The sequence below is a fragment of the Streptomyces sp. NPDC050264 genome, from assembly GCF_040655895.1.
In the GTDB taxonomy this organism is placed as follows: Bacteria; Actinomycetota; Actinomycetes; order Streptomycetales; family Streptomycetaceae; genus Streptomyces.
This window is the reverse complement of record NZ_JBFAKV010000009.1, coordinates 260,155-284,058: the sequence shown is the minus strand read 5'-3', so window position 1 is coordinate 284,058 and position 23,904 is coordinate 260,155. Positions and strand designations below refer to the sequence as shown.

At 70.1% G+C, this 23,904-nt stretch carries 20 protein-coding genes and 1 tRNA gene; 8 read left to right on the top strand and 13 right to left on the bottom strand.

The window, feature by feature from the left end; all coding sequences use genetic code 11:
- A partial coding sequence (locus AB0J02_RS18870; protein WP_363194808.1) for an ABC transporter ATP-binding protein occupies positions 1-1,111 on the bottom strand: 1,111 nt, incomplete at its 3' end.
- A gap of 181 nt (positions 1,112-1,292) precedes the next feature.
- Between AB0J02_RS18870 and AB0J02_RS18865 the strand changes: the two genes are divergently transcribed.
- Entirely contained in the window at positions 1,293-2,777 is a 1,485-nt protein-coding gene (locus AB0J02_RS18865) for an aromatic amino acid ammonia-lyase (RefSeq protein ID WP_363194807.1), read from the top strand.
- Between the two features lie 39 nt (positions 2,778-2,816).
- Here the strand turns inward: AB0J02_RS18865 and AB0J02_RS18860 are convergent, their stop codons facing one another.
- Positions 2,817-3,332, bottom strand: a complete 516-nt coding sequence (locus AB0J02_RS18860; protein WP_363194806.1) for a hypothetical protein — start codon at positions 3,330-3,332, stop codon at positions 2,817-2,819.
- 123 nt (positions 3,333-3,455) lie between these two features.
- Between AB0J02_RS18860 and AB0J02_RS18855 the strand changes: the two genes are divergently transcribed.
- Positions 3,456-4,316 carry a MurR/RpiR family transcriptional regulator gene (locus AB0J02_RS18855; RefSeq protein WP_363194805.1) on the top strand — a complete coding sequence of 287 codons (861 nt, stop codon included), beginning with the start codon at positions 3,456-3,458 and terminating at the stop codon, positions 4,314-4,316.
- Between the two features lie 296 nt (positions 4,317-4,612).
- Here the strand turns inward: AB0J02_RS18855 and AB0J02_RS18850 are convergent, their stop codons facing one another.
- A complete protein-coding gene (locus tag AB0J02_RS18850; protein WP_363194804.1) occupies positions 4,613-6,004 on the bottom strand; it encodes a cystathionine beta-synthase in 1,392 nt (463 codons plus the stop codon).
- A 157-nt stretch (positions 6,005-6,161) separates the two neighbouring features.
- Between AB0J02_RS18850 and AB0J02_RS18845 the strand changes: the two genes are divergently transcribed.
- The 3 genes from AB0J02_RS18845 (at position 6,162) to AB0J02_RS18835 (ending at position 9,601) form a co-directional block, all read left to right on the top strand.
- Positions 6,162-7,217 (top strand): SGNH/GDSL hydrolase family protein, encoded by a 1,056-nt coding sequence (locus tag AB0J02_RS18845; protein ID WP_363194803.1) that lies wholly within the window; start codon positions 6,162-6,164, stop codon positions 7,215-7,217.
- 143 nt (positions 7,218-7,360) lie between these two features.
- Positions 7,361-8,581: an acetyl-CoA C-acetyltransferase gene (locus tag AB0J02_RS18840; RefSeq protein ID WP_363194802.1), complete on the top strand. Its 1,221-nt coding sequence runs from the start codon at positions 7,361-7,363 to the stop codon at positions 8,579-8,581.
- 225 nt (positions 8,582-8,806) lie between these two features.
- Positions 8,807-9,601, top strand: a complete 795-nt coding sequence (locus tag AB0J02_RS18835) for a hypothetical protein (protein WP_363194801.1) — start codon at positions 8,807-8,809, stop codon at positions 9,599-9,601.
- A 54-nt stretch (positions 9,602-9,655) separates the two neighbouring features.
- Here the strand turns inward: AB0J02_RS18835 and AB0J02_RS18830 are convergent, their stop codons facing one another.
- Positions 9,656-9,967 carry a hypothetical protein gene (locus AB0J02_RS18830; RefSeq protein WP_363194800.1) on the bottom strand — a complete coding sequence of 104 codons (312 nt, stop codon included), beginning with the start codon at positions 9,965-9,967 and terminating at the stop codon, positions 9,656-9,658.
- Between the two features lie 88 nt (positions 9,968-10,055).
- Here AB0J02_RS18830 and AB0J02_RS18825 point away from each other — a divergent pair, with 88 nt between their 5' ends.
- Entirely contained in the window at positions 10,056-10,286 is a 231-nt protein-coding gene (locus tag AB0J02_RS18825) for a DUF4287 domain-containing protein (protein WP_363194799.1), read from the top strand.
- 94 nt (positions 10,287-10,380) lie between these two features.
- Here the strand turns inward: AB0J02_RS18825 and AB0J02_RS18820 are convergent, their stop codons facing one another.
- The 3 genes from AB0J02_RS18820 to AB0J02_RS18810 form a co-directional block, all read right to left on the bottom strand.
- Positions 10,381-11,277, bottom strand: coding sequence for a Bax inhibitor-1/YccA family protein (locus tag AB0J02_RS18820; RefSeq protein ID WP_363194798.1), 897 nt, complete (start codon positions 11,275-11,277; stop codon positions 10,381-10,383).
- Positions 11,278-11,421: 144 nt separating this feature from the next.
- Positions 11,422-12,615 carry a 4-hydroxybenzoate 3-monooxygenase gene (locus tag AB0J02_RS18815; protein WP_363194797.1) on the bottom strand — a complete coding sequence of 398 codons (1,194 nt, stop codon included), beginning with the start codon at positions 12,613-12,615 and terminating at the stop codon, positions 11,422-11,424.
- A gap of 201 nt (positions 12,616-12,816) precedes the next feature.
- Positions 12,817-12,899 (bottom strand) — tRNA-Leu (locus AB0J02_RS18810).
- A gap of 375 nt (positions 12,900-13,274) precedes the next feature.
- On the opposite strand from AB0J02_RS18810, the gene AB0J02_RS18805 reads away from it, so the two are divergent.
- Both AB0J02_RS18805 and AB0J02_RS18800 read left to right on the top strand, forming a co-directional pair.
- Complete coding sequence (locus AB0J02_RS18805) at positions 13,275-14,045, top strand: ABC transporter ATP-binding protein (RefSeq protein WP_363194796.1); 771 nt, start codon at positions 13,275-13,277, stop codon at positions 14,043-14,045.
- A 206-nt stretch (positions 14,046-14,251) separates the two neighbouring features.
- On the top strand, positions 14,252-16,795 hold the full coding sequence (locus tag AB0J02_RS18800) for an FtsX-like permease family protein (protein ID WP_363194795.1): 2,544 nt from the start codon (positions 14,252-14,254) through the stop codon (positions 16,793-16,795).
- Between the two features lie 86 nt (positions 16,796-16,881).
- Here the strand turns inward: AB0J02_RS18800 and AB0J02_RS18795 are convergent, their stop codons facing one another.
- The 6 genes from AB0J02_RS18795 to eno all read right to left on the bottom strand — a co-directional run bounded on the left by AB0J02_RS18795 (position 16,882) and on the right by eno (position 23,672).
- Entirely contained in the window at positions 16,882-18,192 is a 1,311-nt protein-coding gene (locus AB0J02_RS18795) for a cyclopropane-fatty-acyl-phospholipid synthase family protein (RefSeq protein ID WP_363194794.1), read from the bottom strand.
- A gap of 229 nt (positions 18,193-18,421) precedes the next feature.
- Positions 18,422-19,822 (bottom strand): NAD(P)/FAD-dependent oxidoreductase, encoded by a 1,401-nt coding sequence (locus AB0J02_RS18790; protein WP_363194793.1) that lies wholly within the window; start codon positions 19,820-19,822, stop codon positions 18,422-18,424.
- 426 nt (positions 19,823-20,248) lie between these two features.
- On the bottom strand, positions 20,249-21,193 hold the full coding sequence (locus tag AB0J02_RS18785) for a Ppx/GppA phosphatase family protein (RefSeq protein WP_363194792.1): 945 nt from the start codon (positions 21,191-21,193) through the stop codon (positions 20,249-20,251).
- On the bottom strand, positions 21,190-21,714 hold the full coding sequence (locus AB0J02_RS18780; RefSeq protein WP_363194791.1) for a DUF501 domain-containing protein: 525 nt from the start codon (positions 21,712-21,714) through the stop codon (positions 21,190-21,192). Before AB0J02_RS18780 ends, AB0J02_RS18785 begins: the two co-directional genes overlap by 4 nt.
- 59 nt (positions 21,715-21,773) lie before the next feature.
- Positions 21,774-22,268 carry a septum formation initiator family protein gene (locus tag AB0J02_RS18775; protein ID WP_363194790.1) on the bottom strand — a complete coding sequence of 165 codons (495 nt, stop codon included), beginning with the start codon at positions 22,266-22,268 and terminating at the stop codon, positions 21,774-21,776.
- Positions 22,269-22,385: 117 nt separating this feature from the next.
- The gene (gene eno, locus AB0J02_RS18770; RefSeq protein WP_363194789.1) at positions 22,386-23,672 is read right to left on the bottom strand and encodes a phosphopyruvate hydratase; all 1,287 of its coding nucleotides are present in this window, start codon (positions 23,670-23,672) and stop codon (positions 22,386-22,388) included.
- Positions 23,673-23,904 lie beyond the last annotated feature (232 nt).

Here is a 23,904-nt window from a genome sequence, read left to right as displayed (position 1 = left end):
CAGACGCGGACCCGGTCAGATCAAGCCCCTCCGGCGCTTGAGGAGCGGGGTCCGGGGCGGAGCCCCGAGACGGCGCGCCGGACACGGCCTGCGCGTGAGCGGCCCCCGCCCGCGAGTGGATGTCGTCCCGGGACGTGACCCCGGTAAGCACCCCCTCCGCATCGACGCGGGCAACGAGCCCGACGGGCGAAGCGACGGACTCGTTCAGCGCGGAGAGAAGAGAATCCGTATCCCGGAGAGGCCGCACGGGGGCCTCGGTCCCGGTGTCCCGCGCACGCCAGTGCAGCGGCTTGCGGGCCGAGTCCAGCACCAGCTCCCAGGGAGACCCGTCCGGCAAGGGCGCCTGCGACACGCCACCCAGCTCCGTCAGCGACAGAAGCTTCAACCCCCGCTCGGCCCCGAGGAAGTCGGCCACGAAATCGTCCACGGGCCGCGCGAGCAGCTCGGCCGGCGCGGCGCACTGCACCAGGTGTCCGCCCTCGCGGAACACGGCTATCCGGTCACCGAGCCGCACCGCCTCGTCGATGTCGTGCGTGACGAAGACGATGGTCTTGTTCAACTCCTTCTGCAGCCGCAGCAGTTCGTCCTGGAGCTGACTGCGCACCACAGGGTCCACGGCGCCGAACGGCTCGTCCATGAGCAGGACCGGCGGATCCGCGGCGAGCGCCCGTGCCACGCCGACGCGCTGCTGCTGCCCGCCGGAGAGCTGGTGCGGGTAGCGCTTGCCCATGTCGGCGGCGAGCCCGACCCGTTCGAGGAGCTCGGCGGCGGCCGCGCGGGCCTTCTTGCGGCCCCAGCCGAGGAGCAGGGGCACGGTCGCGACGTTGTCGAGGACGGTGCGGTGCGGGAACAGGCCGGCCTGCTGGATGACGTAACCGATGGAGCGGCGCAGCTCGGCGGCGTCCTGGTCGAGGACGTCCCGCCCGCCGACCCGGATGGTCCCCGACGTGGGGTCGACCATACGGTTGATCATCCGGAGGCTGGTCGTCTTGCCGCAGCCGGAGGATCCGACGAAGACGGTGACTCCTCCTTCGGGCATGGAGAGCGAGAGGTCGTGCACCGCTGTCGTGCCGTTCGGGAATCGCTTGTGGACCGCGTCGAACTGGATCATGGAGCGCCTCTGAAGTCCTCTTGCCCGGTCTGCATATCGTCATGCAGAGTTCTCGGTGCGTGAATAACTTGTCAATGCCCCCGCGTAAATCACCGGTAAATCCCCCCGGGCTGCCCGAAATGTGAGACGCGACCGCCCCTTCGCGGGCGATTTGTATCGGTTCGAGGAGGAATAACGCGTGATGTCCAAGATGGTGGATCCGGCGGACACGACGCCCCCGGTCGTCGTGCTCGACGGCCACGGCCTCCCGGTCGACGACGTGGTCCGCCTCGCCCACGCGAACGCCCGCCCCGTACCCGGCACCGACGCCATGAAGCGCGTCGAGGAATCCTGGAACGCGGCCCGCGAGATCGCCGCCTGGGGCCGCGTCTACGGCCGCTCCACCGGCGTCGGCGCCAACCGCAGCGAGGACGTGCCCACCGAGGCCGCCGCCGACCACGGACTGCGCCTGCTGCGCAGCCACGCGGGCGCGATCGGCGCCGAACTGCCCGAACGGGAGGTCCGCGCGATGCTCGCCGTCCGGGCCAACCAGCTGCTCGCCGGCGGCGCGGGCCTGCGCCCCACCGTCGTCACCGCCCTGTGCGAGGCGCTGGAGAACGGATCGCACCCGGCCGTCAACGAACACGGCTCCGTCGGCACCGGCGACATCGCACCGCTCGCCCAGATGGGCCTGGCACTCGCGGGCGAGCACCCGTGGCGCGGCAAGGGCACCCCACCGGCCGCACAGCCGCTCGACAACAACGACGCACTGGCCCTGATCTCCAGCAACGCCCTCACCCTCGGCCAGTCCGCCCTCGCCCTGCACGAACTGCGCTCACTGCTGACCGCGACCCAACTCGTGGCCGCCCTCAGCCTGTTGGCGGTCGACGGCTCCTACGAGGCCTACGCGCTCCCCGTCCACGAGTCCCGCCGCCACAAGGGCTCCTACGAGGTCGCGGCCCGGATGCGCGACATCCTCGGCGCCCCCGACCGCCCCACCCCACCGCTCGGCCGCATCCAGGACCCGTACGGCTTCCGCTGCGTACCCCAGATCCACGGCCCCGCCCAGGACGCGGCGGACGCCCTCGAAGACATCCTCACGGTCGAGATCAACGCGGCCGCCGAGAACCCGCTCATCTCCGCCGAGGACATGACCGCGTACCACCACGGCGGCTTCTACATGGCCCAACTGGCCCTGGCCCTGGACCACTTCCGGCTCTCCGTCACCCAGGCCGCCCGCCTCTCCACCTCCCGCCTCTCCACCCTCAACGAACCGGCCTACACCCGTCTGCGCCCGTTCCTCGCGGACGGCGAACCGGGCGCGTCCGGCGTGATGATCCTGGAGTACGCCGCCGAAGCCGCCCTCGGCGACCTCCGCGCCTTCTCGGCCCCCGCCTCCCTCGGCCACGCGGTCCTCTCCCGCGGGGTCGAGGAACAGGCCAGCTTCGCTTCCCTCGCAGCCCGCCAGACCCTGCGCGCCTGCGCTGCCTACCGCCAGGTCGTCGGCTGCGAACTGGTCGCCGCGGTCCGCGCCCTGCGCCTGCGCGACCACCGCCCCGACCCGTCCCTCCCGGTGGGCCGCGCCTTCGCCCTGGCCGACGCCGACCTGGAACCGGACCTGACGGACCGCCCCCTCACGATCGACGTGGAACGGGCCGCCGTACTGCTGGGCCGTTTCGTGGAGTGACCGACCGCCCCAGTGGCTCCGGCCGTCGCGAGCCCCGGCTCACAGCTTCCCGAACACCACCCCGCGCCACGCCCAGCCCGCCTTGAGCACCGTGTCCCGCAGCGGGTCCTTCATGTCCGCGGAGTCGAAGGAGAACGTTTCCTCCATGTGGCGACTGCCGTCCTCGCCGCGCTCGAACGTCCAGCGCTTGCTGACCGTGTGCGAGGGCCCCCGCCCGTACTCGCGGGACCTGGCGAACCGCGGGGTGCCGTCGTGCCAGGTGACCTCCCACTGCTCGTCGAGCGCACGCACCTCGTGCTCGTCCGGCACCAGACGCAGCCGGATCCTGACGGTGCGGTCGACGTGCCGGGCGCGGAAGAACTCCTGCCAGGCGGGCTCGCGGACCCGCCACTCCGCGACCAGGCCGGCCCGCTCCTCGGGGGTGGCGGCGCGCACGGTCCAGGGCACGTCGGGCCCCGCCAGGGCGAGCAACGCGTCCCGCACCTCCCGCGCGGGCCGGGGCGCGACCCCGTCGTCGGGGCGCCGGGTGCCGGTCAGCTTGTCGAAAAGACCCATCCGGGCAACGTACCGGCAGAGGAACGAAGCAACGCAGCCTCTGGCGCCCCACCCCCGGCCTGAATAACATCATGCACAGCGAGGAACCGCTGAATGGACGGCGCCGGGGACGGACGGGGAGACATGAGCGAGCACACGACCAACAGCACCGGGGGACACAGCCCCGCCGCCCGCCTCCAGCACCTCTTCGAGAACCACCGCCTCACACCCACCCAGCGACGCATCGCCCACTGCATGGTGCGGCGCGCGGCCGACGTGCCCTTCCTGTCCTCCGTGGAACTGGCCGAACTCGCCGGAGTCAGCCAGCCCTCCGTGACCCGGTTCGCCGTCGCCCTCGGCTTCGACGGCTACCCCGCACTCCGCAGACACCTGCGCGAAGTGGCCCCCGCCGCACCCGCCGCGACCACCGGGGCCAACGAGTACCAGCAGGCCGTCGAGGCCGAGATCGCCAACCTGCGACACCTGGCCGACCTCCTCGCCGACCCCGAACCCGTCGAACGGGCCGGCCGGCTCCTCGCCGCCTCCCAGCCCCTCCTCGTCCTCGGCCTGCGCGCGGCCGCCTCCCAGGCATACGGGTTCTCCTACTTCGCGGCGAAGGTCCACCCCGACGTCCGCCTCCTCGACGAGGGCGGCACCATGCTGGCCGACCGGATCGACACGGCCGTACGCGCGGGCGCCACGACCCTGCTCTGCTTCGCCCTGCCCCGCCACCCCCGCGAGGTCGTCGACACCCTCGCCTACGCCAGGTCGGCCGGCCTGACCGTGGTCTCGGTGGCCGACTCGGCCTTCGCCCCCGTGGCCAAACACTCCGACCTGCTGCTGCCCGCCGCCGTCGGCACCGGCCTCGCCTTCGACACGGCCTGCGCGCCGATGCTGCTCGGGCGGGTACTCCTGGAAGCGATGTGCGACGGCCTGCCCCAGGCCCAGGCCCGCCTTGAGGAATTCGACGTACGGGCGGCGGAGCGCGGCCTGTTCGTGGAGTGAGCCCCGACTCCAACTCGCCTGCCCACAAAAAGAATTGCGCGGGGACCGCCGCACCCCCTGTTACGGGGGGCGGGACGACGGCGGTCCCCGCGAGGGACGCGGCACCGGGTCAGGACCGGGTGCCTCGTCCAGGGCGTCCATGGAGATCCGGGAGCCGCTCCGGAGATTCCTTGACGCCGCTTGTCGCCGTCCGAGGCGGGGAGCCGCTCCCGCCCCTTCCGACATCCACCAATGTGCCGGACCCGTGTTAAGCGGGTGCTGCGCGCACGTGACGTGCTCGTACCGTTTTCGCGAACCTACTTACCGACGCTCTTGGCGAGGAAGGCCAGCAGGTCCTGACGGCTGACCACTCCCGTCGGCTTCCCCTCGACCAGCACGATCGCGGCGTCCGCCGATCCGAGCACGGCCATCAGGTCGGCGACCGGTTCACCGGATCCGACCTGAGGCAGCGGCGCCGACATGTGCTTCTCCAACGGGTCGCCCAGGGAGGCCCGCTGGGTGAAGAGCGCGTCGAGCAGCTCGCGTTCCACGACCGACCCGATGACCTCGGCGGCCATCACATCCGGGTGGCCGGCTCCCGGCTTCACGATCGGCATCTGCGAAACCCCGTACTCCCGCAGCACCTCGATGGCCTGACCGACCGTCTCCTCGGGGTGCATGTGCACGAGTTCGGGCAGCGAACCGCCGTCCTTGTCCTTGAGGACGTCACCGACGCGCGCGCTGGGCCCGGAGTCCTCCAGGAACCCGTAATCGGCCATCCACTCATCGTTGAAGATCTTCGACAGATATCCGCGCCCGCTGTCCGGCAACAGCACCACCACGATGTCGTCCGGCCCGAGCCGCTCGGCGACCCGGAGCGCCGCCACGACCGCCATGCCGCAGGAGCCGCCGACCAGGAGGCCCTCCTCCTTGGCGAGGCGGCGGGTCATCTGGAACGAGTCCTTGTCGGAGACGGCGACGATCTCGTCGGCGACCTCGCGGTCGTAGGCGGTCGGCCAGAAGTCCTCGCCGACGCCCTCGACGAGGTACGGGCGTCCGGAGCCGCCCGAGTACACGGAGCCCTCCGGGTCGGCGCCGACGACCTGGACGCGCCCGTCACTGGCGTCCTTCAGGTGCCGGCCGGTCCCGGAGATGGTGCCGCCCGTCCCGACCCCGGCGACGAAGTGCGTGATCCGCCCGTCCGTCTGTTCCCACAGCTCGGGGCCGGTGGAGTGGTAATGGGAGAGGGGGTTGTGCGGGTTGCTGTACTGGTCCGGCTTCCAGGCGCCCGGGGTCTCCCTGACGAGCCGGTCCGAGACGTTGTAGTACGAGTCCGGGTGGTCGGGGTCCACCGCGGTCGGACAGACCACGACCTCGGCGCCGTACGCCCGCAGCACGTTGATCTTGTCCGTGGAGACCTTGTCGGGGCACACGAAGACGCACTTGTACCCCTTCTGCTGCGCCACGATGGCGAGCCCGACACCGGTGTTGCCACTGGTGGGCTCCACGATCGTGCCGCCGGGCCTGAGCTCCCCGCTCTGCTCGGCCGCCTCGATCATGCGCAGCGCGATGCGGTCCTTCACGGAACCGCCGGGGTTGAAGTACTCGACCTTGGCCAGGACGGTCGCCTGAAGCCCTTCGGTCACCTTGTTGAGCCTCACCAGCGGGGTGTTGCCGACGAGGCTGATCATCGAGTCGTGGATCTGCACGTTGTCTCCGGGTCTCCTACAGAGGGATGCGGTCAGGGTATGCCGCACATCGGCCCTTCATCTCCCGTTGCGATTGGCCGACGGTGGTTACGGGGCAAGGACTTCATGGAGCCGTAAAGAACGAGAGTCGCGTAGCAGAGGCAGGTGGCCGCGGAACATGTCGAGCAGGGCAAGGGTGGCACGGCGGATCGCCGCGGGGGCGGCGTACGGCGGCGGGGGGATCGGGTTGCTGGGGGCGGCCGCGGTCGGGGTCGTGCTGGCGGAGGTGCAGATCGCGCGGCGTCAGGTGGGCAATCACGGCACCACGCCGGTGCACGTCCCTTCGGCCGACGGCCAGTACGGCAGGGCGTACGCCGATCTGGGCGCCGAGCCGGTGCGCTTCGCGATACTGGGTGATTCCACGGCGGCGGGGCAGGGTGTGCACCGGGCGCGGCAGACGCCGGGGGCGCTGCTGGCGTCGGGGCTCGCGGCGGTGGCGGAGCGCGCGGTGCAGTTGCGCAACGTGGCGTTGCCCGGGGCTCAGTCGGACGATCTGGACCGGCAGGTGGCGCTGATTCTCGCGGACCCGGGCTGGCGGCCGGATGTCGTTGTGATCATGATCGGCGCGAACGACGTCACGCATCGCATCCCCGCCACCAAGTCGGTACGTCACCTCTCGGCGGCGGTGCGACGGCTGCGGACGGCCGGCGCGGAGGTCGTGGTGGGCACCTGTCCCGACCTGGGTTCGGTCGAACCGGTGCAGCAGCCGCTGCGCTGGCTGGCCCGGCGGGCCTCGCGGCAGCTCGCGGCGGCGCAGACCATCGGCACGGTGGAGCAGGGCGGCCGGACGGTGTCGCTGGGTGATCTGCTGGGGCCCGAGTTCTCGGCGAATCCGCGTGAGCTGTTCGGTCCGGACAACTATCACCCGTCGGCGGAGGGGTATCAGACGGCGGCGATGGCCCTGCTGCCGACTCTGTGTGCCGCGCTCGGTGTCTGGCCCGACGAGGAGCGCCCCGATGTCTCCCGTGCGGAGGGTTTCCTGCCGGTGGCGCGGGCGGCGGCGAAGGCCGTCGAGGAGGGCGGTACGGAGGTGACGGCCGCGATGCCGACGGGGCCGCGCGGTCCGTGGGCCTTGTTGAAGCGGCGTCGGCGTCGGCGTGTTCCCACGCAGGATCCGGTGCCCGCGCACTCCAGTGCCGGTGAAGCGGGTCCTTTGGGGTCCGGGGCGAACTGAACCCGGGGCTGCGCCGGGCAGGTGCTGAGCAAGCGCTTAGAAAAATGCGTCAGGGGTCACACGGCCGCGCCGGTGACCTATGGCATACGTACGGGTAACTTCCCAAGCGGTCCTGCCTTTCGCCAGACACCCATGGAGCCGTGATGCCCGAAGCCGTAATCGTCTCAGCCGCCCGCTCCCCCATCGGCCGCGCCTTCAAGGGCTCTCTGAAGGATCTGCGCGCCGACGACCTGACCGCGACGATCATCCAGACCGCCCTCGCGAAGGTTCCCGAGCTGGACCCGCGCGACATCGACGACCTGATGCTCGGCTGCGGTCTGCCCGGCGGCGAGCAGGGCAACAACCTGGGCCGGATCGTGGCCGTGCAGATGGGCATGGACCACCTGCCCGGCTGCACCGTCACCCGCTACTGCTCGTCGTCGCTGCAGACGACGCGCATGGCCCTGCACGCCATCAAGGCGGGCGAGGGCGACGTCTTCATCTCGGCGGGCGTCGAGATGGTGTCGCGGTTCGCGAAGGGGAACTCCGACTCGCTGCCGGACACGCGCAACCCGCTCTTCGCCGAGGCCGAGGCCCGCACCGCGGCCGTCGCCGAGCAGGAGGGCGCCTCCTGGCACGACCCGCGCGAGGACGGCCAGGTGCCGGACGCGTACATCTCGATGGGGCAGACCGCCGAGAACCTGGCCCGGCTGAAGGGCGTCACCCGCGAGGACATGGACGCCTTCGGCGTGCGCTCGCAGAACCGCGCCGAGCAAGCCATCAAGAACGGCTTCTGGGAGCGGGAGATCACTCCGGTCACCACCCCCGACGGGACCGTGGTCGGCAAGGACGACGGCCCGCGCGCCGGCGTCACCCTGGAGGGCGTCTCGGGCCTCAAGCCGGTCTTCCGCCCCGACGGTCTGGTCACGGCCGGCAACTGCTGCCCGCTGAACGACGGCGCCGCCGCCCTCGTGATCATGTCCGACACCAAGGCCCGTGAGCTCGGCCTGACCCCGCTGGCCCGCGTCGTCTCGACCGGCGTCTCCGGCCTGTCCCCCGAGATCATGGGGCTCGGTCCGGTGGAGGCCAGCAAGCAGGCCCTGAAGCGGGCCGGGCTCGGCGTCGGCGACATCGACCTGTTCGAGATCAACGAGGCGTTCGCCGCGCAGGTCATCCCGTCCGCCCGCGAGCTGGGCATCGACGAGGACAAGCTGAACGTGAACGGTGGCGCCATCGCGGTGGGCCACCCCTTCGGCATGACCGGCGCCCGCATCACCGGCACGCTGATCAACAGCCTCCAGTTCCACGACAAGCAGTTCGGCCTGGAGACCATGTGCGTCGGCGGCGGTCAGGGCATGGCGATGGTCGTCGAGCGCCTCAGCTGACCTGAACCCGGCTATCCAATCGTGATCGAATCTCCCCCAGGATGTGACGTACATCTCGGGGGAGATCGATTTTCGCAGGTCAGGCCCATACCCGGGCCATATTGGGGCTAAACGCCCGGCCAAAAGACCTGTCCAATTCGTGACGTAATGCACTGACAGGTGGTTCGTCCAGGCTTCAAGCTGATGTAGGAAGTCGGGGGTCGACTTGAAACCGGGAGTACGTCAGTGAGCGCCATCCCTCTTGCTTTGCTGCTCGCCACGGCCGCTGCCACGGCCGTCGGTGCCGCCACCCTGCACAACGTCCGGGGTCTGCGACGACAGATCGCGGACCTGCGCGAGGAGGTCGCACGCGGTCGCGCCATGGGCGCGCACCCCGGCGTGCCCGCCGCGCGCACCACCTCCGACATGGACGCCATACGCGTCGCCGTCGCCGACGCCCTCGCCGAGGAGCGGGAGCGCGAGCTGGCGGAGGCGCGGGCGTTCTGGGCGGCGCAGGAGGCGCGCGACACCTCGGACCTGCCGCCCTTCCTGGCGGGCGGCAGTGCTCTCAGCGAGGAGTTCTTCCTGCCGCGGCAGGCCGATTTCGCGGGCCTGGAGCCGGTCGTCGAGTCGGCCCTGGAGCCGGAGGACGAGTTCGCGGGTGAATCGCCCGAGCTGGCCGCGGCGCGGCGCAGGCACCCCTCTCACCCGGACTTCGTGCCGGTCCAGTCGCCGGTCATCAGCGACCACGAGCGCACGGTGGCGTGCCTGGAGGAGCTGGCGCACACCCGCACGGCGCTCTCCGACGTCCGCCCGGGCCCGCTCGGCACGCTCGACGTCTACGTCTTCGCCGACGGCACGACGCTGTGCATGACGCCGGGCCACCGCGAGACGGCGGAACAGCTCGCCGCGGCGCTCCGCGACGGCGACACCCCGGTGCTGCTCGGCGGCTCCGGCGTCTCCGGGGCGTACGCCCTGACCTTCGAGTGCGCGGGCGACAACGTGTACATCCTCGCGGACCGGGTCATAGCATCGGCCTAGTTCTTCCAGCGCCCCGAAACCCCCGGGACTCTGGCCCGCAGGGGCTCGGTGGGCTCAGACCCCGGCTCTCCTGACGGCCGCCTCGACCAGTTCGACGGCCTCCCCCAACTCACCGGCCCCCCGAAGGGCAACCGCCAAATCACGTGCGGCGACCGTCACTTGGTCCGCGGCGGCGAACATTCCGGCATCCGGCATCTCCCGCACCACCGTCCCCGGGTCCTCCAACCGCTGGGCCCGCGCGGACAGTTCCCTGGCCAGGGCCAGGGCCTCGGCGGCAGCACCCCGCTGCAGCCGGCTCTGCGGGGCGGCCCGCAGCCGGTCCGCGAACTGATCCACCGCGGCTGTCAATGGCGTCGTATCAAGCACTTGGCGACTGTAGCTGTTTACAAGGGAGCGACGCTCAGGCACGGTGGCGTGGAAGGACAGGCCACATCGAAGCGTTCCGGAGGCGCCGATGTCCCAAGTCTTCTCCCCGGAGACCCACCGAAATCTGCTGGCACGCATCCCCCACTGCACCGGTCGTGAAGTCTCCGACTGGCTGCGAACCGTCGAAGAGGGCCCCTGCTTTCTTCGCTTCGAAGAGAAGGTCAGCTGGCTCCGCGGGGAGCACGATCTCGCGTACGGCCATGCCAAAGCGATCATCCATGAGTACGACCTGAGGCGTGCCGCACGCCGGTTCGGCTAGCGCTCCCGACTCCCCCCACAAACGGCAAAGGGCCCGCGCACCCGAAGGTGCGCGGGCCCTGGACCGCCCGGGCGGCCGGTCGCCCGGTCAGGCCCTAGTCGTTGCCCTGCAGGATCGCGATCAGCCGCAGGAACTCCATGTAGATCCAGACCAGCGTCATGGTCAGACCGAAGGCGGCGAGCCACGCCTCTTCCTTCGGGGCGCCGTACGCGATGCCGTCCTCGACCTGCTTGAAGTCCAGGGCCAGGAAGCACGCGCCGAGCAGGATGCCGATGACGCCGAAGAGGATGCCGAGGCCACCGCTGCGGAAGCCGAGGCCGTCACCGCCGCCGAACACCGAGAACAGCAGGTTCACGGCCATCAGCAGGATGAAGCCCATCGCGGCGGCCATGACGAAGCCGTAGAAGCGACGGTTGACGCGGATCCAGCCCGCCTTGTACGCGACGAGGACCGCCGTGAAGACGGCCATCGTGCCGAGCACGGCCTGCATGGCCGCGCCCTCCGCGATGTAGTTGTCGACGACGCTCGACAGGACGCCGAGGAAGACACCTTCCAGCGCCGCGTACGCCAGGATCAGCGGCGGGGACGCCTTGCGCTTGAAGGCCTGGACGAAGCCGAGCACCATCGCGACGAGGCCGGAGCCGATCGCGATGCCGTACGACTTGCCCAGGTTGGCCTCGTCGACCGGCAGCAGCGCCCAGGCGAGCGCGGCGGTGACGATCAGCAGACCGAGGGTGGTGGCGGTGCGCATGACGACGTCGTCCATCGTCATGCGGCCGGTGGTGGCGGGCGCCTGCGGGGCGCCTTGCTGCAGGTCCTGCTGCGCGTACGGGTTCTGCGCGTACGGGTTGCCGGCCGGCGCCTGGCCGTACGGGTTGGCCTGCGTACCGACCGCGGGGCCCCCGGCCTGCGGCTGTCGCGCGTTGAACTGCGCGTAGCCGTTGTCGCGGCTGAATCCCCGTCGCGAGAAGACCGGGTTGCTGCTCCTCATCTCACTCCTCCATGGCCACCGTGTATGGCCTTGCCCCAAGAGTAATGGTCTGGCAAAGATCCGACCCTAGTGCTCAGGGAGGATCTTTCCCATCCTGTTACGAGGAACGCGGGACAGCCCCGCGATGTTCCGCTCACCGAGGGATCACAGCGGGAAGCCGGTGTAGGCCTCGGCAAGATCGGCCTCCGCCGCCTTGGAGGTGGCCAGGCGGTCGAGCCGGGCGAGCTGGATCCGGTCGTCGAAGGCGGTCGCGTCGGGCGCGCGGTGCAGCATGGTCGTCATGGCGTAGCTGAACCGCTCGGCCTGCCACACGCGCCGCAGGCAGCTGTCCGAGTACGCGTCGAGCGGCCCGGCGTCGCCCTTGTCCAGGTACGCGGCGAGGGCGCGGGCGAACGTGACGACGTCGCCGACGGCGAGGTTGAGGCCCTTGGCGCCGGTGGGCGGGACGATGTGCGCCGCGTCCCCGGCGAGGAAGAGCCGGCCGTGCCGCATCGGCTCATGGACGTAGCTGCGCATCGGGGTGACGGACTTCGACGTGATCGGTCCGCGCGCGAGCCGCCAGTCCGGGTCGTCGACGGCCAGGCGCCGGTCGAGTTCGTCCCAGATCTCCTCGTCGGACCAGTCGTCGGCGTTCGTGTCCGCCGGGACCTGGAGGTAGGCGCGGGTGACGGCCGGGGAACGCATGGACAGCAGGCTGAAGCCGCGGTCGCTGTGGGCGTAGACCAGCTCGTCGTGGGAGGGGGCGACATCGGCGAGGATGCCGAGCCAGCCGAAGGGGTACGTGCGCTCGTACGTCCGCGAGAGGGCCTCGGGGACCGCCGCGCGGGCCACGCCCCAGAATCCGTCGCAGCCCACGACGTAGTCGCACTCCAGGACGTCCTCGCGGCCTTCGTGGCGGAAGCGGACGCAGGGGCCGGCGTTCCCGGCGTTCTCGGCGTTCTCGGCGTTCTCTACGGACAGCGCCTCCGCCTCGAACAGGAGCGGGCCGCCGTCAGCCAGTTGCGCCGCGATGAGGTCCTTGCAGACCTCGGTCTGCGCGTAGACCATCACCGACCGGCCGCCGGTCAGGGCCGGGAAGTCCACGCGGTGGCGGCGCCGGTCGAACCGCAGCTCTATGCCGTCGTGCGGCATCCCCTCGCGGTCCATGCGCGCGCCGACCCCCGCGGCGCGCAGGACGTCGACGGTGCCCTGCTCCAGGATCCCGGCGCGCTGGCGCCGCTCGACGTAGGCCCGGTCACGGCTCTCCAGGACGACCGATTCGATCCCGGCGTTCTGCAGCAGCCTGGCCAGGAGGAGGCCGGCCGGGCCCGCTCCGATGATCCCGACGGTGGTGCGCATACGGATCCCTCTCGCGTCATTGCGTTCGCCTGGTGAACTTTCGTTCATTCAGACTCGTGCGGATCCTCCGCCTCCTGTCCTACGGGTGTCAATGGTTGTGCGGGCAGCACGATGCGACCCGCGCGCGTGGGACGGTCGCGCGGGTTGATGAGGGCAATCGGGGGAAAGTGGAGACGAGGGTACGAAGAAGTGAATCGGAGGTGCCCGGAACCGGACTTGAACCGGTACGCCCGCGAAGGGCAGCGAGGTTTAAGCTCGCCGTGTCTGCATTCCACCATCCGGGCAGGGTGTTGGGCTCCGCTTCGACCGTCCGAGCCTATCCGGCGGCATCCCCCGGTCAGCGGAACAACGACCCGATGTTGTCTTATTTTATTGACGTCTGAGGGTGCATCAGCACATGACAGTGGCCATACGCACTTGCCGGAGGCCCTTCCATGCGCGCCGACCTGTTTTTACGGATTGACGGGATTTCACCTGCGGTCGCCGGCCCGGCCGGGCGCCGACCTCTCAGGGTTCCGTGTCATCCCCAGGTATGACACCCGCTCCGCCGGTCCGACCGAAGTCGCCCCTCGGAACGGGAACTGCGGCTGACTTCACGGGCCCGGTCGGCCGAGACGATGGATTCGTCCCCCGCAGTCGTCCCGACAGGAGCACCACCCGTGACCACCACTCCCCTCGCCGGCCGGACCACCACGTCGGCGGCCCGCGCCACAGATCTCTCCAAGGTCTACGGACAGGGTGAGACCCAGGTGGTCGCGCTCGACCGGGTCACCATCGAATTCCGGCAGGCCGAACTCACCGCGATCATGGGCCCGTCCGGCTCCGGCAAGTCGACCCTGATGCACTGCGTGGCGGGCCTCGACACCTTCTCCTCCGGTTCGGTGCGCATCGGCGAGACCGAGCTGGGCTCCCTCAAGGACAAGCAGCTCACCAAGTTGCGCCGGGACAAGATCGGTTTCATCTTCCAGGCGTTCAACCTGCTGCCGACGCTGACCGCCCTGGAGAACATCACGCTCCCCATGGACATCGCGGGCCGCAAGCCCGACAAGCAGTGGCTGGAGAACGTGATCCGGATGGTCGGCCTCTCCGACCGCCTCCGCCACCGCCCCGCGCAGCTCTCCGGCGGCCAGCAGCAGCGCGTGGCGGTCGCCCGCGCCCTGGCCTCCCAGCCCGACATCATCTTCGGCGACGAGCCCACCGGAAACCTGGACTCGCGCTCCGGCGCGGAGGTTCTCGGCTTCCTGCGCAACTCCGTACGGGAACTGGGGCAGACCGTCGTCATGGTCACGCACGACCCGGTGGCGGCGGCGTACGCGGACCGCGTCGTCTTCCTCGCCGACGGCCGCATCGTGGACGAGATGTACGAGCCCACCGCGGACTCCGTCCTGGACCGCATGAAGCGCTTCGACGCGAAGGGCCGCACGAGCTGACCCCGGCTGCGCCGGTGCCCCCTCGCCTTCACGCCCCGCGTGCGTGATGCGCCCCGTCAGGGGCGCGGGGAACTGCGCGACCAGCCACGACGCACTCGCACTCGCCATCACATCCTCAGCCGGCAACGGCGCGAAGGCCACGGGGCTCCGCCCCGGACCCCGCTCCTCAATCGCCGGAGGGGCTTGATCTAGGACTGAGCAGACCCATGTTCAAAACCGCCCTGCGCAACGTCTTCGCGCACAAGGCCCGCCTCCTGATGACGGTGCTCGCCGTCATGCTCGGCGTCGCCTTCGTCTCCGGCACCCTCGTCTTCACCAACACCATCTCCGCCGCCATGGAGAAGCAGTCGTCCAAGGGCTTCGACCAGGTCGACGTCGCCCTCACCCCCGGCTACATCGAGGGCGGGGACGACAAGGTCGGCGAGGAGGCGAAGCTGACCGACGCCACCCTGAAGAAGGCCGAGAGCGTGCCCGGCGCCGCGTCCGCGTACGGCGTGCTCAGCGGGTACGCCGCCGTCGCCGACCAGAACGGCAAGCTCGTCGGCAACGGCTTCTCCACCAAGGGCGGCAACTACTGGGGCTCCGGGAAGAACCCCGACGGCCGCTACCCGCTCACGGCCGGCACCGCCCCGCACGGCAAGAACCAGGTCGCCCTCGACTCGGAGACCGCCAAGCGCGCCGGGTACAAGGTCGGCGACCAGGTACGGATGTCCATCGACGGGCCGGTGCTGACCCCGACGGTCACCGGCATCTTCACCACCGACGACGGGAACGTCTCGGCCGGCGGCTCCCTCGCCCTCTTCGACACGGCGACCGCGCAGCAGCTCTTCCACAAGCCGGGCGCGTACGACGAGATCGACGTGAAGGCAGCCGCGGGCACCAGCCAGGACCAGCTGCGGGCCGGGCTCGACAAGGCGCTCGGCAAGGACACCGTCGAGTCGAAGACGGGTCAGCAGCTCGCCGACGAGCAGGCCAAGATCATCTCCGAGTCGATGAGCTCCATGAAGCAGCTGCTGCTCGGCTTCGCCGGCGTCTCGCTCTTCGTCGGCATCTTCATCATCGCGAACACCTTCACCATGCTGGTCGCCCAGCGCACCAAGGAACTCGCCCTGATGCGGGCGGTCGGCGCATCCCGCCGCCAGGTCACCCGGTCCGTGCTGCTCGAGGCGTTCGTCGTGGGCGCCGTCGCCGCCGTCACCGGCCTCGCCGCCGGCATCGGGATCGGCGCGGGCATGCGCTCCCTGATGAACTCGACGGACGCGATCATCCCGGCCGGGCCGCTGGTCATCTCCGTCAACACGGTCGTCTCCGCGCTGGTCGTCGGCATCCTCATCACGATGCTGGCCGCCTGGCTGCCGGGCCGCCGCGCCGCGCGGATCCCGCCGGTCGCCGCGATGAACGCGGTGCACGCCGCCCCGACGACCAAGTCCCTGATCCTGCGCAACACGCTCGGCTCGCTCGTCTCGGCCGTCGGTATCGCCGCCGTGCTCGTCGCGACGACCATGAAGGGCTCCGACGGTCAGGCCCCGATGGCGCTCGGCGCCGCGCTGCTCGTCATCGGCGTCTTCATCCTGACGCCGCTGCTGTCCCGCCCGCTGATCGCCGCCGCGGCCCCCCTGCTGCGCGCCTTCGGCATCTCCGGCAAGCTGGCCCGGCTGAACTCCGTGCGCAACCCGCGCCGCACCGCCGCCACCGCCTCGGCCCTGATGATCGGCCTGACCCTCATCACGGGCATCACGGTCATCGCGGGCAGCGTCCAGTCGGCCATCAACAAGATGGCCGCCGACTCCATCAAGGCCGACTACGTCGTCTCCATGGCGAACGGGAACGCGCTCTCCCCCGACGTCCGCGAGACCCTCGACAAGACCTCCGGCGTCACCGCGGTCAGCGGCCTGTCCCACGCGGACTCGCAGGTCGGCGGCGACTCCGAGTACCTGAGCGGCGTCAACGGCAAGACGATCGACCAGCTCGTCGACCTCCCTTTGAAGAGCGGCAGGTTCACGGTCGGCGGCACGAGCGTCGTCGTCGACGACAAGACGGCGAAGGACCACCACTGGACGGCCGGCTCGGACTTCACCGTCACCTATGAGGACGACAAGAAGCAGCATCTGACCGTCGCGGGCGTCTACACGGCCAACGACATCCTCAGCGGCATCATGGTCGACTCCGCCACCCTCGACCCGCACACCACCGACCCCGCCACCGCCATGGACCAGGTCATGGTGAAGATGTCGGGCGGCACCTCCGACGCCACCAAGGACAAGCTGACCAAGGCCCTCGGCGAGAACCCGGCGGTCAAGATCCAGGACCGCCAGGACATCTCCAACGAGGTCGCCCAGATGTTCACGCTGATGCTGAACATGCTCTACGGCCTGCTCGCGATGGCGGTCATCGTCGCCGTGCTCGGCGTCGTCAACACCCTGGCGATGTCGGTGTTCGAGCGCCAGCAGGAGATCGGCATGCTCCGCGCGATCGGCATCGACCGCAAGGGCATCAAGCGCATGGTCCGCCTGGAGTCCCTGGTGATCTCGCTGTTCGGCGGTGTGCTCGGCATCGGCCTGGGCGTGTTCTTCGGCTGGGCAGCGGGACAGCTCATCGGCAACGCCATGCCGACGTACGAACTGATCCTGCCCTGGGGCCGGATGAGCCTCTTCCTCACGCTGGCCGCGGTCGTCGGCATCCTGGCGGCCCTGTGGCCGGCCCGCCGCGCCGCCCGCCTGAACATGCTCGCGGCCATCAAGGCCGAGTAGCGCGGGGGCAGTTGCCGCACCTACGCAAATGGGGCGCATCGGTGACGTTCGGTCACCGGGGCGCCCCAACTGCGTACGGGCGAAAGCTAGTTGTTCCAGGTACGCGCCCGCAGTGCCATTCCGGACGTGCCGCTCTGCGGTGTCCGGACCGCGAGGATCTGGTTGACCCCGATGCGGTTGCGCTCGAAGCTCAGCGCGCTGGCGGCCATGTAGAGGCGCCAGATGCGGGCCCGGCCGGGGCTGACGAGCCGCAGGGACTCCGCCCAGCGGGCCTCCAGGTTGCGCACCCACTGGCGCAGCGTGAGCGCGTAGTGCTCGCGGATCGACTCGACGTCCCGCACCTCGAAACCGGCGCGCTCCAGGAGGCCGGTGGTCGTGCCGACCGGTGCCAGCTCCCCGTCGGGGAAGACGTACGCGTCGATGAACTCGTCGACCTCGTACGCCGACTCGTCCTCCTGGGGCCGCCGGGCGATCTGGTGGTTGAGCAGCCGGCCGCCGGGCTTCAGCAGGGCGTACAGGTCGGACGCGTACTCCAGGTAGCGCTCCGAGCCGACGTGCTCGGCCATCCCGATGGAGGAGATCGCGTCGTACGGGCCGTCCCGTACGTCGCGGTAGTCCTGCACCCGGATCTCCACGCGGTCGGCGAGGCCTTCCTCGGCGACGCGCTTCCTGGCGTACGCGGCCTGCTCCTGGGAGAGGGTGACGCCGACGACGTTCACGCCGTGCTCGCGGGCGGCGTGGACGGCCATGGAGCCCCAGCCGCAGCCGACGTCGAGCAGACGCATGCCGGGCTTCAGGTCCAGCTTGCGGGAGATCAGCTCCAGCTTGTCGTGCTGGGCGGATTCGAGCGTGGCGTCGGGCGATTCGAAGTACGCGCACGAGTAGACCATCGAAGGGCCGAGGACCAGCTCGTAGAAGTCGTTGCCGACGTCGTAGTGGTGGCTGATGGCCTGCTTGTCGCTGCCCTTGGTGTGGCGGTGGAGGCGGCCCCTGCGGCGCATCTCCTCGGCGGGCGGGGCGGGCGGCAGGAACGGTCCTGCCAGCTTCGCGAGGTCGGCGACACCGGCCCGCACCTTGGGATCCCTGAGCGTCTCGACGAGGCTTCTGCGCTCGCCCTCCGCGCTCGGGTCCCGCTCCCAGATCAGCCCGGCGATGACATCGAGCGCCTCGTAGAGGTCGCCCTCGACGTCCAGGTCACCGGCGACCCAGGCACGGGCCAGACCCAGCTCGCCCGGCTTCCACAGCAGGCGGCGCAGGGCGCGACGGCCACGCACCACGAGCACGGGGGCATCCGGGGGGCCGGCCTCCGAACCGTCCCAGGCGCGCAGCCGCACCGGGAGTTCGGCACCGAGCAGCTGCTCGGCGATGTTCTTCAGCCGCTGTGCGGCGTCCTGCATGGCGCACACCTCCGTGACAGGGGGAACTCCCGGAACGGTCCAACACCACGTAAACACCAAGTGGCCGCTTCCGCAGTCCCGTTATTGCGTCACAGATAGGCAAAATACCTGTAGCCACCACGTACATGTTCGCGGAAACGACCGAAGGGACCGCCCGCACCACGGATGGCGAGCGGCCCCTTCGGGCGTGTACTGCGCAAGCGCTACGACGAACTCCGGAGAACCGGGGTCAGGAGGCCTTGGCCTTCTCCTCGACCTTCTCCGGCGCCTTCTCGGCGGCCGGCTTGGGCGCCGGAGCCGGCTTGGCGGCCTCGTAGAACTCCTCGCGCGGAGTCTCCAGGGCGCCGAGCGCGGTGATGTCGCGCTTCTGGAACATGTTGATCGTCCACTCGGCGATCACACGGATCTTGCGGTTGTACGTCGGCATGGCGAGCCCGTGGTAGCCACGGTGCATGTACCAGGCGAGACGGCCCTTGAGCTTGATCTTCATCTTGCCCATGACGATCATCGCGACGCCCTTGTGGAGGCCGAGACCGGCGACCGCACCCTTGTTGGCGTGCTTGTAGTCGCCCTGCGGGAAGCCCCGCATGCCGGAGACCACGTTGTCGGCGAGGACCTTGGCCTGGCGCATCGCGTGCTGGGCGTTCGGCGGGCACCAGGCGTTCGGGTTGCCGTTGGCGCGACCGACGAGGTCCGGGACCTGGGCGTTGTCGCCCGCGGCCCAGATGTAGTCGGTGCCCTGGACCTGGAGCTTCTCGCTGGTGTCCACGTGGCCGCGCGGGCCGAGCGGGAGACCGAAGCGGGCGAGCGCCGGGTTCGGCTTGACGCCGGCGGTCCACACGATCGTGTTGGAGTCGGCCTCCAGGCCGTTGCTCAGCACGACGTGACCGTCCACGCAGGAGGGCATCGTGGTGCTGAGGTAGACCTCGATACCGCGGGACTCCAGGTGCTTGCGGCCGTAGACGCCGAGCTCCGGGCCCACCTCGGGCAGCACCTTGTCGGCGGCGTCGACCAGGATGAAGCGCATGTCCTCGCGCTTCACGTTCTTGTAGAACTTGGCCGCGTCGCGTGCCAGGTCCTCGACCTCACCGATCGTCTCGGCGCCCGCGAAGCCGCCGCCGACGAAGACGAAGGTGAGCGCCTTGCGGCGGATCTCCTCGTCCGTCGTGGACTCGGCCTTGTCGAGCTGCTCGAGCACGTGGTTGCGCAGGCCGATGGCCTCCTCGACACCCTTCATACCGATGCCCACCTCGGCCAGGCCGGGGGTCGGGAAGGTGCGGGAGACCGCGCCGAGCGCGATCACCAGGTAGTCGAAGGGCACCTCGTACGCCTCGCCGACGAGCGGGGCGACCGAAGCGACCTTGCGGTCCTGGTCGATGGTGGTGACGCGGCCGGTGAGAATCTCGGCTCCCGGCACAGCGCGTCGCAGCGGGACGACGACGTTGCGCGGCGAGATGCTGCCGGCGGCGGTCTCGGGGAGGAAGGGCTGGTACGTCATGTACGAGCGCGGGTCGACGACCGTGACGGTCGCTTCCGCGTAACGCATCTTCTTCAGGATGCGTCGCGCCGCGTACAGGCCTACGTACCCACCCCCGACAATGAGGATCCTGGGACGCTCCGTGGTGCTCATGCCATCGAGTATCCACCCGTCTGGAGGGGGGTGCTCGTGCGCCCCTTCACAAGGACGGGTGGGGCCTCTGCTACACTTCGCCGCCCACGTGACCCATGTCATGGCCGGCCGAGGGAACCACGGTCCACCGCCAGTCGTTGCTCACCCCTCTTGAGCAGCCACAGTGAGCATTCGGACCCGCTGGACCACTCCCCGTTTTCACCTTCGCGCAACACTCCGGCAACCCCCGGAACCCCTCACGCCGGAGTCCTTGGAGAGCCCCGAACGGGCCCGAGGTCCCGAAACCGCGTCCAACGGGACCGATTTCCTTGTGAAGAACTTCACGAAGTTTCCCGACGGGGTGTCGCGAGAGCGTGTCGCGGACCCCTTTCACGGTGCTCAGACGGTACGCGACCTGCTCAGGCGAGACCCTTCCGGGCCCCGTGATCAGGCGATCGACCAGGCGATTCCGTCGAGGATGTCGTGCTCGCTGACGACCACCTCGTGGGCGCCCGTCCACTCCATGACCAGGCGCAGCACGAGGGCGCCGGAGGCGATGACGTCGACGCGGCCCGGGTGGATCACCGGGTGCAGGGCGCGCTGGTCGTGCGTGGAGGTCTGCAGCCAGTCGGTGAGCTCGGCGACCTTCTCGTAGGAGATACGGGCGTGGTGGATCGCGGCCGAGTCGTACTCCTTCAGGCCGAGCGCCAGCGCCGCCACCGTCGTCACCGAACCGGCCAGGCCGACGAGGGTGCGGGCCGCGGTCAGCGGGACCAGCTGCGTCACCAGGTCCAGCCCCTCGGCGATGTCCTCGCGGATCGCCTCGATCTGGGCCGGGGTCGGCGGGTCGCTGACCGTACCGTCGTCGGCGACGAGGTGCCGCTCCGTCATGCGCACGCATCCGACGTCGACGGACTTGGCCGCGTGGACGGTGTCGTCACCGACCACGAACTCCGTCGACCCGCCGCCGATGTCGACGACCAGGTAGGGCGTGTCCATGTCGGCGCGGCCGGTCAGTTCCCTCGTCGCGCCCGTGAAGGAGAGCTGTGCCTCCTCGGCGCCCGTGATCACCTCGGGCTCGACGCCCAGGATGTCCAGGACGCCGCGGACGAAGTCGTCCCGGTTCGACGCGTCGCGGGACGCGGACGTGGCGACGAAGCGGACGCGCTCCGCGCCGTGCTCCTTGATCACGGCGGCGTACTCGCGGCAGGCCGCGAAGGTGCGCTCCAGCGCCTCGGGGGCCAGACGCCCCGTCTTGTCGACGCCCTGACCGAGCCGCACGATCGTCATCCGGCGGTCCAGGTCGACGAGTTCACCCGTCTCCGGGTCCGCGTCCGCGACGAGGAGCCGGATCGAGTTCGTACCGCAGTCGACGGCGGCGACCCGGGTCATTCCGTCACCTCCGCGGACACGCACGCGCCCTTCTTCCACCACTGCGGCAGCATCGCGATCGCCTCGTCGCCCAGCGGGTTCACACCCGGTCCTGCCGCCAGCGAGTGCGCCACCAGGACATGGAGGCACTTCACGCGGTCCGGCATGCCGCCCGCGCTCGGGAAGTTCTCCAGGACCTCGATGGCGTCACGGCGCGCGATGTAGTCCTCGTGGGCCGCGCGGTACTGCCGCGCCAGCTCGGGGTCCGTGCCCAGGCGCTCGGTCATCTCCTTCATGACGCCGTTCGCCTCCAGCGTGCCGATGGCCGAGGCCGCGCGCGGGCACGTCAGGTAGAACGTCGTCGGGAACGGCGTGCCGTCCTCCAGCCGCGGGGCCGTCTCGACGACATCCGGGTTGCCGCAGGGGCAGCGGTGCGCGATGGCCCGCAGGCCGCGCGGCGGGCGGCCGAGCTGCTCCTGGAACGCGCGGATGTCGGCGTCCGTGGGCGCCGTGGACTCGGTCTGGGGCGGGGGCGTTTCCATGCCTGTCTTTCACTTCGGTGTATGCGGGGGCGGTACGAGTGTGCGGGGCGGTACGGGGATCAGTTTGCCCGGTCGGCCTTGTCGACGCCGTCCCAGACGTTCGAGTACCAGGGGCGGTCGGTCTCGCCCTGCTCGGCGCGGTCCGCCGCGGTGGACCGCGCGTCGGGCACCACGTACCCGGTCTCGCCCGGCATCACCATGTGCAGGCGCTCGCGGATCCGCTGCTCGGCGTACGCGTCGTCCTGCCAGCGGGCCTTCTCGTCGCGGAGCCGGTCGACCCGGTTCCTGGCCTCCTGCTGCTGACGCTGCAGATCCTCGATCTCGCCGCGCTGGGAGACGTACTGCCTTATCGGGTACGCGAGCGCGACCACGAGCGTGCAGACGACGAGGGCGAGCAGCGCCGCGCGGCCCGTGAGGCGGGAGCGGCGGGCCTGGCGCTTGTTCTGCGAGCGGTAGACGCGCTCCGCGGTCTGTTCGCCGAGCAGCCGCAGCCGGGTGGCCGTGGAGAAGCGGGCCGAGTCGTCGTGGCCCCTGCTTCGGAGCTTTCCCGGCATCGCCTGTTGCCTCCCCGTTCTGGGTCCCCGTCTGGCTGCCTACGTACGTACGTCCTCGCACACGGTACGGGACCGAGTGCGAGGACGTACGGAACTACCGGCTCACGCGGGGGCGGGTCAGCCCTTGTAGCGCGGGAAGGCCGAGCGACCGGCGTAGACCGCCGCGTCGTCCAGGATCTCCTCGATGCGCAGCAGCTGGTTGTACTTGGCGACACGCTCGGAGCGGGCCGGGGCGCCGGTCTTGATCTGGCCGCAGTTCGTGGCGACGGCCAGGTCGGCGATGGTGACGTCCTCGGTCTCGCCGGAGCGGTGGGACATCATGCACTTGAACCCGTTGCGCTGGGCCAGCTCGACGGCGTCCAGCGTCTCGGTCAGCGAGCCGATCTGGTTGACCTTGACGAGCAGGGCGTTGGCCGAGTTCTCGTCGATGCCGCGGGCGAGGCGCTCCGGGTTGGTGACGAACAGGTCGTCGCCGACGATCTGGACCTTCTCGCCGAGCTTCTCGGTGAGGACGGTCCAGCCGGCCCAGTCGTCCTCGTACAGCGGGTCCTCGATGGAGACGAGCGGGTACGCGGAGACGAGCTCCTCGTAGTACTCCGTCATCTCGGCGGCGGACCGCTCCTTGCCCTCGAACTGGTACTTGCCGTCCTTGTAGAACTCGGAGGCGGCGACGTCGAGCGCGAGAGCGACCTGCTGGCCGGGGATGTAGCCGGCCTCCTTGATCGCCTCGACGATGAGGTCGAGGGCCGCGCGGTTCGACTCCAGGTTCGGGGCGAAGCCGCCCTCGTCGCCGAGACCGGTGGACAGGCCCTTGGTCTTCAGCACCTTCTTGAGGGTGTGGTAGACCTCGGTGCCCCAGCGCAGCGCCTCGGAGAAGGACTCCGCGCCGATCGGGGCGATCATGAACTCCTGGATGTCGACGTTGGAGTCGGCGTGCGACCCACCGTTCAGGATGTTCATCATCGGGACGGGCAGCAGGTGCGCGTTCGGGCCACCGAGGTAGCGGAACAGCGGCAGGTCGCTGGCCTCGGACGCGGCGTGCGCGACGGCGAGGGAGACGCCCAGGATGGCGTTGGCGCCGAGCGAGCCCTTGTTGTCGGTGGCGTCCAGGTCGAACATCGCCTGGTCGATCAGGCGCTGCTCGGTGGCGTCGTAGCCGACGAGCTCCGGGCCGATCTGCTCGATGACGGCGAGGACGGCCTTCTCGACGCCCTTGCCCTGGTAACGGTTGGGGTCACCGTCACGGAGTTCGATGGCCTCGAAGGCACCGGTGGAGGCGCCGGACGGAACAGCAGCACGACCCGTGCTGCCGTCGTCGAGGCCGACCTCGACCTCGACCGTGGGGTTGCCTCGGGAGTCCAGGATTTCCCGGGCTACGACGACGTCGATGGACGGCACGAGCATCTCCTTCTGGGATGTGACACAACAATGCGGGCGGCTTGGCCCGCACCCATGAGCGTAACCGGCTCCGAGGCATCGGCCAGCCGACCGCCCGTCCTGTGGACAACGCCGACAGCGAAATGTTCCTTAACGGAACAAAGACAGCGACCTCCGTCCCGGATGCCGGGACGGAGGTCGCCGAAATGAGCGGCCCGCGGGGACGGGGGCGGCGTCCGGACCCCGCATCCGCCGATGC